This window comes from Streptomyces sp. 7R007 (assembly GCF_054850255.1).
The window spans coordinates 16,734-27,620 of record NZ_JBTWMV010000075.1 but is presented as its reverse complement, the minus strand read 5'-3'; the positions used below and the strand labels follow the sequence as shown (position 1 = coordinate 27,620).

9 protein-coding genes are annotated in these 10,887 nt (G+C 72.7%); 7 read left to right on the top strand and 2 right to left on the bottom strand.

Features of this window, described 5'->3' with window-relative positions; genetic code table 11:
* Both ACYF6T_RS41760 and ACYF6T_RS41755 read right to left on the bottom strand, forming a co-directional pair.
* On the bottom strand, window positions 1-2,913 hold a 2,913-nt coding region (locus ACYF6T_RS41760; RefSeq protein ID WP_461703201.1), incomplete at its 3' end, for a type I polyketide synthase.
* A 166-nt stretch (window positions 2,914-3,079) separates the two neighbouring features.
* Entirely contained in the window at window positions 3,080-3,730 is a 651-nt protein-coding gene (locus ACYF6T_RS41755) for a TetR/AcrR family transcriptional regulator (RefSeq protein WP_461703200.1), read from the bottom strand.
* A gap of 117 nt (window positions 3,731-3,847) precedes the next feature.
* Between ACYF6T_RS41755 and ACYF6T_RS41750 the strand changes: the two genes are divergently transcribed.
* From ACYF6T_RS41750 to ACYF6T_RS41720, 7 genes are all read left to right on the top strand, one after another.
* On the top strand, window positions 3,848-4,864 hold the full coding sequence (locus tag ACYF6T_RS41750; protein ID WP_461703199.1) for an ATP-binding cassette domain-containing protein: 1,017 nt from the start codon (window positions 3,848-3,850) through the stop codon (window positions 4,862-4,864).
* On the top strand, window positions 4,861-5,673 hold the full coding sequence (locus ACYF6T_RS41745) for an ABC transporter permease (protein ID WP_461703198.1): 813 nt from the start codon (window positions 4,861-4,863) through the stop codon (window positions 5,671-5,673). Before ACYF6T_RS41750 ends, ACYF6T_RS41745 begins: the two co-directional genes overlap by 4 nt.
* A 93-nt stretch (window positions 5,674-5,766) precedes the next feature.
* On the top strand, window positions 5,767-6,789 hold the full coding sequence (locus ACYF6T_RS41740; protein ID WP_461703197.1) for an alpha/beta hydrolase: 1,023 nt from the start codon (window positions 5,767-5,769) through the stop codon (window positions 6,787-6,789).
* 106 nt (window positions 6,790-6,895) lie between these two features.
* Window positions 6,896-7,933 (top strand): ketoacyl-ACP synthase III family protein, encoded by a 1,038-nt coding sequence (locus ACYF6T_RS41735; RefSeq protein WP_461703196.1) that lies wholly within the window; start codon window positions 6,896-6,898, stop codon window positions 7,931-7,933.
* 103 nt (window positions 7,934-8,036) lie between these two features.
* Window positions 8,037-9,179, top strand: coding sequence for an acyl-CoA dehydrogenase family protein (locus tag ACYF6T_RS41730; protein WP_461703195.1), 1,143 nt, complete (start codon window positions 8,037-8,039; stop codon window positions 9,177-9,179).
* Window positions 9,180-9,227: 48 nt separating this feature from the next.
* Window positions 9,228-9,545, top strand: coding sequence for an acyl carrier protein (locus ACYF6T_RS41725; protein WP_461703194.1), 318 nt, complete (start codon window positions 9,228-9,230; stop codon window positions 9,543-9,545).
* Entirely contained in the window at window positions 9,535-10,887 is a 1,353-nt protein-coding gene (locus tag ACYF6T_RS41720) for an NAD(P)/FAD-dependent oxidoreductase (protein ID WP_461703193.1), read from the top strand. Before ACYF6T_RS41725 ends, ACYF6T_RS41720 begins: the two co-directional genes overlap by 11 nt.

Genomic DNA, 10,887 nt, shown 5'->3' with positions numbered 1-10,887 from the left:
CCGGCACGCCATCCCCACGATCGCCACCGGCTCGTCATGGGCGCCGGGGCCGACGGGGCGGCGGTCGGGTGGGGTGGTGTGCCGGCGGAGGATCAGGTTGCGCAGATGGGCGACGAGGGCGTTGGGGGTCGGGTGGTCGAAGATCAGCGTGGCGGGGAGGGGCAGGCCGGTCGTCCTGGCGAGGCGCTGCGACAGCTCCGTGCCGGCGATGGAGTCGAAGCCGAGCCGCTTGAAGGTCAGGCCGGGGTCGATGGCCGCCGGGGTGGCGTACCCGAGGACCAGGGCGGCCTGGGCCCGTACGGTCTCGGTCAGCGCCTGCTCCTGGTCGGTGGCGGTGAGCGTGGCGAGGCGCCGGGCGAACCGTGAGTCCTCGGCCTGGTCCGGCACTTGGTCCGCGGGCGGTGGGGTGACGGCGGTCGCGGAGCCGGGTTCGGTGACGGGCTCCGCTTCGGGCCAGTACCGGGTGCGCTGGAAGGCATAGGTGGGCAGGCCGACGCGCCGGGCCCCGCGTCCCGCGAACACCCGCTCCCAGTCCAGGTCGGCTCCGCGTGCGTGTACGTGGGCCAGGGCTGTCGCGAACGCGGCCGTCTCGGGCCGGTCGGGGTGCAGGGCCGCGAGCGCGACGGGGTCGGGGCGGCCGGGGGTTCCGCGGCCGGGCAGGCACTCGTTCGCCAGGGTCGTGAGGTGGGCGTCCGGGCCGAGTTCCAGGAACGTGGTCACGTCGCTGCCGTACAGCAGCCGCAACCCGGACTCGGGCCGGCCGGGACGGCGGGCCTGCTCGGTCCAGTAGTCCGGGTCGGCCAACTGCTCGGTGCTGGCGAGCCTTCCGGTCAGTCCGGAGACGACCGGGACGGCGGGCTCGGCGAAGGACAGTGCGGACACGACCGCGCGCAGCTCGTCGAGCGCCGCGTCCGCCTCCGGCGCCGCGTTCGTCCCCGCCGCCGCGATCAGGCGGCCCTGCGCCACCACGAGCGCGCACGCGTCCGCGAGTGACAGGACGCCGGCGGCGTGGAGGGCGGCCACCTCGCCGGCCGCGTGACCGAGCACGTAGTCCGCGGTGACGCCCCATGACGCGGCCAGCCGGTACAGCGCCACGTCGAGCGCGAAGACGGCGGCCTGTACGTACGGGGGCCGGCCGGGCAGGTCGGCGTCGGTGATCCCGCGCGGTGGCTGCTCAAGCCGGGTGCCGAGCAGCGACCAGACCTCGTCGAGCGCTCCGGCGAAGGCCGGGTGGGCGGCGCGCAGGGCACGGCCCGTGCCGGCGCGCCGGCCTGCGGGGCCGCCGAACAGCAGGGCCAGTCCGCCGTCGGTCACCCGGCCCCGGACGAGCCCGGCCGCACCCGCGCCCTGTTCCTCCGCACCCGTATCCGCGCCCGCACCACGCTCCAACTCGGCGAGTCGGGTCAGTCGTTCCTCGGCGTCCTGGCCGAAGACCACGGCCCGGTGAGCGAACGCGCAGCGGGTCGTGCCGAGGGAGTAGCCGATGTCGGCGTGGTCCGCGTCCGGGTGGGCGGCGAGGTGGCGGCGCAGCCGTCCGGCCTGCGCGGCCAGTGCCGCGGGGGTGGGTCCGGACAGCGGCCAGGGGAGGTCCGCGGTGGGCCGCTCCTCGGGACGGGCGTCGTCGGGCGGCGGTGTGGGCGCCTGGCCGAGCACGACGTGGCAGTTGGTCCCGCCCATGCCGAACGAGCTGACGCCCGCGAGCCGTTGCCGTTCGGTTCGAGGCCAGCCGGCCGGCCGGTCCTGCACCCGCAGCCGGAGGCGTTCGAGGGGAATCCGCGGATTCGGGCTGCTGAAGTTCAGGCTGGGCGGGAGTTCGCCGTACCGGATGCTCAGCACCGTCTTGATCAGCCCGGCGATTCCGCCGGCCCCTTCCAGGTGCCCGATGTTCGTCTTGACCGAGCCCACCCGCAGCGGCGCTTCCACGGCACGGCCCGCCCCGGCGACCGCGCCGAGTGCCGCGGCTTCCACCGGGTCGCCCGTCGGTGTGCCGCTTCCGTGCAGCTCGACGTACTGGACGTCGGCCGGGGACACGCCGGCCGCGCGGTACGCCGCGCGCAGCACGTTCTCCTGTGCCGCGGCGCTGGGCACGGTCAACCCGTCCGTGCTCCCGTCGTTGTTGACCGCGCTGCCGAGGATCACGCCGTACACGGGGTCGCCGTCGCGCAGTGCCCCGGCGAGCGGCTTGAGCAGGACGGCGCCGCCGCCCTCGCCCCGTACGAAGCCGTCGGCCCGGGCGTCGAAGGTGCGGCACCGGCCGTCGGCGGACAGGGCGCCGAGCTGGGCGGTCAGTTCCATGCTGTCCTCGGCGAGGATGAGGTTGACGCCCGCGGCCAGCGCGAGGGCGCATTCGCCGCGGCGCAGGCTCTCGCAGGCGAGGTGCACCGCGACCAGCGAGGACGACTGGGCGGTGTCGACGTGCAGGCTCGGCCCGTTCAGGCCGTAGGTGTAGGAGACGCGGTTGGCGAGGATGCCGCGGTGCACGCCGGTCATGACGTGGCGGTTGGTCGCGGTCAGGCCGCTGCGGCGCAGGACGGCGGCGTAGTCGTCCCAGACGGAGCCGACGAAGACGCCGGTCGGGCTGCCGGCCAGGGACGGCGGACGGATGCCCGCGTCCTCCAGGGCTTCCCAGGTCAGCTCCAGCATCAGGCGTTGCTGCGGATCCATCGCCAGCGCCTCGCGCGGCGAGACGCCGAAGAACTCCGCGTCGAACGAGGCGACGTCGTCGAGGAAGCCGCCGGGCCAGGGCCGGGAGGCGTGCCGGTCGGGGGGCATCGTCGTGATCGCGCTCTCGCCGCGGCGCAGCAGCCGCCAGAAGGCGGCCGGGTCCGGGGCGTGCGGCAGCCGGCAGGCGAGGCCGATGACCGCGACCGGTGCGGCGGGTACGGATGAGACCTTCGGAGCCGTCCTAGCCATCGCACGACGTCCGGCGGCCGGGCAGCGGTTGGTCCTGGGCAGCCATCGGGGCACTCCCGCGGGGAAGTCGCTCTCGCTCGGGTAGCCGCCAGCGTCGGCCCCCGCGCTAAAGGCATGCCAAGCCGCGCCGCCCGGTGGGCCGGTGGGACGCCCCGGCGGCCGGTGGTCAGGTGCCCGGCTGGTCCATTCCGCGCCGCAGCGCGTCGGCTCCGTCGCCGCCGATGGGCGGGTGGGAGGTGATGTCGAGCAGGGCCAGCACGATGCGCCGGTCGCCCTCGGGCGAGAAGATGTCGGTGCCGATGCTGCGCGAGATGTGGGCCTGGAAGGCGGGAATGCCCAGTTCCATGGCGACCATGACGGCGGCGCGGGTCCTCGGGTCGGCGGCCGGGGGTTCGGAGCGCTTCTCGTCGGCCTTGCGCAGCACCTCCTCGGTCACCGCCACCATCTCGTCGAAGATCTCTCCGGCGCCGCCGGTGTCGTCGATCAGCGCGCGGGCGAGGTAGCGCCCGAAGGGAAGCAGCGGGTCCCGGGCCTCCCGGAGGGTCTGGGGGTCGCTCAGCCCCTCCTCGGTCACCGCGTGTTCGAGGTAGGTGCGCAGCGCTTCCAGGACGTAGGCGTCGCAGGCCCGGCCCAGTTCCTCCTTGGAGCCGAAGTGGTGACGCACCAGCCCCGGCGAGACACCGGCGGCGCGTGCGATCTCCCGGATCGTGGCCCGGGCGAACCCGTACTCGGTGAAGTGCCGCAGCGCCGCGTCCCGGATCCGGGCGCGGGCGGTCAGGTCCTCGAAAGCGACCCCGCCGGAATTGGTGATCCGCATGTCCACCCCCTTCGGCCGTCACTATAGTTCGCTACAGGAAGTTGTCCGTCCGCATAGTCCGCTATACGCGTGGATAGTGACGCGCAGGGGCTCACCGTAACGAAGGGACACGGCGGAATGACGGATCCCATCATCGAGGCGCGTGATGTCGTCAAACGCTTCGGCAAGACCACGGCGCTCGACGGCGTCTCCCTCACCGTCGAGAAGGGAACGGTCCTCGGCCTGCTCGGGCCCAACGGCGCGGGCAAGACCACGATGATCCGGGTGCTGACCACCCTGCTCAGGCCCGACGGCGGCGAGGCCCGCGTCGGGGGGTTCGACGTCGCCTCGGACAGCCAGCGGGTGCGGTCGCTCATCGGCCTGGCGGGCCAGTACGCGGCGGTGGACGAACTGCTCACCGGCCGGGAGAACCTGGAGCTGTTCGGGCTCTGGTACCACCTGCCGAAGAAGGAGTACGTGCGTCGCGCGCAGCAGATGCTGGAGCGGCTCTCCCTCACCGACGCGGGCGACCGTCAGGTCAGGACCTACTCGGGAGGCATGCGGCGGCGGCTCGACGTCGGCGCCAGCCTGATCGCGAACCCGCCCGTGATGCTGCTGGACGAGCCGACCACCGGTCTCGATCCGCGCAGCCGCAACGAGCTGTGGCGGTTCGTCCGGGAGCGGGTGGACGACGGCACCACGGTGCTGCTGACCACCCAGTACATGGACGAGGCCGAGCACCTGGCCGACCGGATCGTGGTCATCAACAAGGGCAGGGTCATCGCCGAGGGCACGGCCGACCAGCTCAAGGAGCAGACGGGCGGCGCCACCCTGGAGGTCCGGGTGGCCGACCGGCGCGACGTGGAGCGTACGGCGGCCCTGCTGGCCGAGGTCAGCGCGACACCCCCGCGGACCGAGCCGGAGCAGGGCCTGGTCAGCATCCCCGCCGCGGAGGGCGTCGAGCTGCTGCTCGACACCGGGCGCCGGTTACAGGACGCGGGCATCGCCGTCGAGGACCTCGGCACACGCCGGCCGACGCTCGACGAGGTCTTCCTCGCCCTCACCGGCGACGAGACACCGCAGCACACCGGTGCACCGGGCGATCCCGCGGCACCCGACCCCGCCGGAGCACACGCATCGGAGGCGACGCGATGACCGGTCTTTCCGTTCCCGAGCAGCAGATGGCGGTGCCGAAGCTGACGCTGCGCCTGGCCCTGCGGGACTTCAGCGGGGTGGCGAAGCGGAACCTGCTGCGGTCCGTGCGCACCCCGCAGATGATCCTGTACCTGGTCCAGCCGGTGATGATGCTCATCCTGTTCCGGTACATGTTCGGCGGTGCGATCAAGGTCTCGGGCACCAGCTACGTGAACTTCGTGGTGCCCGCGATCTTCCTGCTCACCGTGCTGGTCGGGTCGATGACCTCGGCCATCGGCATCGCCGAGGACCTCAAGAGCGGGATGATCGACCGGTTCCGCAGCATGCCCATGTCCCGCTCGGCGTTCCTCGCGGGCCGCTCGCTCACCGACCTCGCCCGCAGCGTCGTCACCCTGGCGATCATGGTGGGTCTGGGCGTCGCCGTCGGCTTCCGCTTCCACGCCGGCGTCGGGCCGATCCTGCTCGGCCTGCTGCTGATCCTGGCGTTCGGGTACGCCTTCAGCTGGATGAACGCGGCGATCGGGCTCTCCTCCAAGGACCCGGAGAGCGCGCAGAACGCGGCCACCGGCCCGGTGTTCATCCTGCTGTTCGCCAGCAACGCCATCGTGCCGACGAACACGCTGCCCGGCTGGCTGCAGTCCTTCGCCGCCAACCAGCCGCTGGGCGTGACCACGTCCGCCGTCCGGGCGCTGTTCGAGGGCGACGACGCCGCGAAGTACGTCTGGCCGTCGCTGGGTTGGTCGGTCGGCATCACGGCGGTGTTCTTCCTGGTCTCCCTGGCCCTCTACCAGAAGGCGACGGCCCGGTAACCCCGGCGGACCCCACCCCGGTCTCCGTGGCCGGGGTGGGGCTGGGGGTGGATAGGGGTACCGTCACCGGGCGGACCGTGCCCACCATGCGGCATGACACGTTCACCCCGTATCGCCCGCGCCGTCGTCGCGTTCGCGCTCACCTGCGGAGCGCTGCTGTACGCCCTGACGGTCCCGGCCGCCGCCCACACCGGGCGGACCTGCTCCACGTACACCCTGCCGGTGCGCATCGCCGATCCCGGACCGGCCGACCAGACCCTGTGGGGCCGGTTGTGCTACCCGGGCACGGTCAGACCCCGGACGGTGCAACTGCTGGTGCACGGCGCCACGTACAACCACCTGTACTGGGACTTCCCGGCCGGGGGCGGCGCGTACTCCTACGTCGGCGCGGCGACCGCCGCCGGGTACGCCACCTTCGACATCGACCGGATCGGCGCCGGCAACAGCTCGCATCCGCCGAGCGACCAGCTCTCCATGCAGGCGTACGCCGTCGCGCTGCACGACGTCGTCACCGCCCTGCGCTCGGGTGCCCTGGACGGCCACGCCTTCTCCCGCGTCGCGTGGGTCGGGCACTCCATGGGCGCGGCCCTCGCCTGGTACGAGATCTCCCGCTACCACGACGTGGACGCCGCGGTCCTGACCAGCGCCCTGCACGGGACGTCCAACCCTGAGGGCATCGGCATCTTCTATCCCGCCGTACAGGACCCTGAGTTCGCCGGCTCGGGGCTCGACGCCGGCTACCTCACGACCCGGCCGGGTGACCGGGCCTACTTCTACGACCCGGCGACGACCGATCCGGCCGTGCTCGCCGCCGACGAGGCCCACAAGGACGTGGTCGCGATCGCGCCCGGCCCCGACCCGGCGGTTCCCTACGACATCACCGTGCCGGTCCTGCTCGTCTACGGCGGGGGCGATCGCGCGCTGTGCCCGGCGGCCACGGAGTACGACTGCGCCGACCCGGCGAGCGTGCTGGCCTTCGAGTCCGGGTTCTACCCGCCGCAGGCCCACCTCGACGTGCGGATGATCCCGGACACCGGCCACAACATCGCCCTGTCGACGACGGCACCGGCGGCCGACGTCGTGATGCTGGGCTGGCTGCGCTCGCACGCCGGCTGACCCGCGCGGTTCTCCGGGCGTGCGGGCTGCCCGGGCGGTCGACGGGCCTTTAACGCCGCTTAAGTCCTCCGGCCGACCGTGGAAGGGGTGAGCCGAAGGAGAGGTTGTGCGCACGCCGGAGATGTTCATCAGCGGAATCGGTGTCCACCTGCCCGACACCGTCAGCATCGCACAGGCCGTCGCCGACGGCCGCTACCCGGCCAAGCTGGTCGACCTGCACGGCCTGACCGGCGCGGCCGTGGCCGGCGACACCCCCGCGCCGGAGCTGGCGCTGCGGGCGGCCACCCTGGCGCTGACCCGGGCGGCGCATCCCCCGACCGACCTCGACCTGCTGCTGTACTCCGCCTCCTGGCACCAGGGCCCGGACGGCTGGCTCCCCCAGTACTACCTCCTGCGCCACCTCACCGGCGACGCCCCGCTCGCCGTGGACGTGCACGGCTGCAACGGCATGTTCCTCGCCCTGGAACTCGCCGCCAGCTATCTCACCGCCCGCCCCGACCGCCATACGGCGCTGCTCGTCGCCGCCGACAACTTCGGCACCGCCCTGCTCGACCGGTGGCAGGGCGGCGGCGCCAGTTACGTCATGGGGGACGCCGGAAGCGCGGTGGTGCTCACCACGCGGCCCGGTTTCGCCCGGCTGCTCACCGTCAGGACGGTCGCCATCCCGGAGGCGGAGGAGCTGCAGCGGGCCGGGGAGGCGCTCTTCCCGCCCGGCGCGACCGTGGGCCGCCCCGTCGACTTCGTCGCCCGCGGTGAGGCCTTCCAGAAGCAGCTCGCCGAGAGCGGGGACCTCGCGGCGCTGGCGAGGATCGGCGGCGAGGTGAACGACCTGGCCCACCTGGCCCTGGAGGAGTGCGAACTGGCCATCGGCGACGTCACCCGCATCGCCACGATGAACTGCGCGCGGCCGGTGACCGAGCGGCTGATGGCCTCGTTCGGGCGGTCCCTGGCCGATTCCGTCTTCGACTGGGGCCGCACCGTGGGCCACCTCGGCGCCAGCGACCAGGTCGCCGCCCTGGACCACCTGGTCGCCACGGGGCAGGTCGGCCCCGGGGACCGTGTGCTGATGCTCGGTGTCGGGCCGGGCGTCACCGTCTCCTGCGCCGTGGTCGAGATCGTGGACGTTCCCGCCTGGGCGAGGTGACGGGCGCGGGCTCCCGCCACCGTGAACGCGGCGCGAAAGCGTCGCTTTAGCCGGCCTCCCGACCATGTCCGATGGCACCGGAACCCGGTTGGGACGTTGACTCATGGACTTTGACCTGTCGCCCGCTCAGCGTGACCGCTGCGACCGGGTACGGACAGCCGTGACCGAGCGGTTCGGCACGCGCGCGGTGACCACCGACCCCGGCCTGGTCCGCCAGGCCTGGCAGGCTGCCGCGGACATCGGGCTGACCGGCCTGTGCCTGCCCGTCGAACACGGCGGGGCGGGGCGGGGGGCGCTGGACACGGCGCTGTGCCTCGCGGCGCTGGGGCGGGCCTGCCCCGACACCGGGCTGGCCTTCGGGATCGCGGCGCAGCTGCTGTCGTGTGCCGTGCCCGTCGCGGAGTTCGGCACGGACGACACCGCGCGAGAGCTGCTCGCCGGCATGGCGAAAGGCTCCCTGATCGCCGGCCATGCCATGACCGAGGACGAGGCGGGCTCCGACGTCGGGCGGCTCCGCGCCACCGCCGTGCGATCGGGCGAGGGCTGTCTCGTCGAGGGAGAGAAGTCGTCCGTCAGCAACGCCCCGATCGCGGACGTGTTCGTCACCTACGTCGTCACCGATCCGGCCGCGGGGTTCCTCGGCGTCTCCGCCTTCGCCGTGCCCCGCGACACGGACGGACTCGTCGTCGGTCCGCCGCTGGCCAAGATGGGGTTGCGCGGCTGTCTGGCGGCCCGCGTGCGGTTCGACCGCTGCCTCGTGCCCGAGCGGTTCCGGCTCGGTGCCGAGGGCGACGGCGGGACGGTCTTCCAGCGCTCCATGGCCTGGGAGCGCGGCTGCCTGTTCGCCCTCTACCTGGGCCTGATGGCGCATCAGGTGCAGGAGGGCGTCCGGCACGCCACCAGCAGGCGGCAGTTCGGCCGCAGGCTCGCCCGCTTCCAGGCGGTGTCGCACCGGATCGCCCGGATGCGGCAGCGGCTGGAGGGTGCGCGCCTGCTGCTGTACCGGGCGTGCCGGCTGCTGGACCGGGGCGAGGAGGACGTCGGCGCGATCACCATGGCGAAGACCGCCGTGTCCGAGGCGGCCGCCGTGGCCAACAGCCTCGACGCCGTGCAGCTCTTCGGTGCCTCGGGCCATCTGCTCGGCCCGGGAATCGAGCAGCAACTCCGCGACTGTGTCCCCGCCACCGCCTTCTCCGGCACCACCGAGATCCAGCGGGAACTCATCGCCCGAGAGGCGGGGCTTTGACCGTTCAGTTCGTGCCTGCCGGGAACCCCCGTTCGGGATGGGAGAGCCATGCCTGTGGACAGCCGTGAGTCCGTCGTGAAGGACCTCACCCACTACATCCAGGACCGCTTACTCGACGGCGACGGAGCGGCGGAACTGACCACCGAGACACCGTTGCTGGAGTGGGGCATCCTCAACTCCATCGACACCGCACGCCTGGTGGGGTACATCCGTGAGCGCTTCGGCGTGCGCGTGCGGCCCGGGCAGATCGTGCACCGGCACTTCAAGGACATCGAGTCCATCACCGACCTGGTGGTCTCGCTCGGCGAGGCCCCGGCGGGACCTGATACCTCCGGACAGGGAAGCGGTGGGCAGGGTGTGCGCTGAGTTCGACTACGAGGTCGGCATCATCGGCGGCGGCCCCGCGGGCTCCTGCCTGGCGGCCTATCTCGCCCGGGCCGGGATCTCCGCGGCGGTCTTCGAGAGCGAGACGTTCCCGCGCCGGCACGTGGGCGAGTCCCTGGTCCCCGCGGTGATTCCCGTCATGCGCGACATCGGGGTCATCGACAAGATCGAGCACGCGGGCTTCCCGCGCAAGTACGGGGCGGCGTGGACGTCCCGCGACCGACGGCCCACGCGGATGGCCGACTTCGGCGCCGTCTCCCACACCCTCGGGCACGCGGAGATCACCTACGAGGAGCGCGCGCAGCCGGGCGTCGACCGGGTCTACGCCTGGCACGTCGATCGCGGGCGCTTCGACCAGATCCTGCTGGACCACGCCCGGGAGCTCGGCGCCGAGGTCTTCGAGGGGACCCGGGTGAACCGGGTCGACTTCACCGACCCGGAACGCCCTGTGCTGCGCATCAGGACGGGCGAGGGCCGGGGCACGGTGCGGGTGCGCATGGTCGCCGACGCGAGCGGCCGGCAGACGGTCCTGGGCAGCCAGCTGCGGGTGAAGGTGTCCGACCCGGTGTTCAACCAGTACGCCGTGCACACCTGGTTCGACGGGCTGGACCGCAGGGCCCTCGCCACCGATCCGCAGGACGCCGACTTCATCTTCGTGCACTATCTGCCGCTTGAGGACACCTGGGTGTGGCAGATCCCCATCACCGACACCGTCACCTCGATCGGCGTGGTGTCGCAGAAGCAGCGCTTCAAGGCCGCCAAGGACGACCTGGGCAGGTTCTTCTGGGACTCCGTGGCGAGCCGGCCGGAGCTCGCCGGCGCGTTGCGGGAGGCGGAGCAACTGCGGCCGCTGAAGGCGGAGGGCGACTACAGCTACGCCATGCGGCAGATCACCGGCGACGCCATGGTGCTGATCGGCGACGCGGCGAGGTTCGTCGACCCCATCTTCTCCAGCGGTGTCAGCGTCGCCATGAACAGCGCGCGGCTGGCGGCCCAGGACATCGTCGCCGCGCACGCGGCCGGCGACTACCGCAGGGAGAGGTTCGAGAACTACGCGAGCACGCTGCGCCGGGGCACGCGGATCTGGTACGACTTCATCTCCCTGTACTACCGGCTGAACGTGCTGTTCACGGCGTTCATCCACGACCCCGCCTACCGCACCGACATCCTGCGCATGCTCCAGGGCGACGTCTACGACGCCGAGGAGCCCGAGGCGCTGAAGGCGATGAAGGAGTACGTGGCCGCGGTCGAGGCGGACCCCACGCACCTGTGGCACGGACACCTCGGCAACCTCAAGGCCACGTCGGCCGCGGCCCTGTTCTGA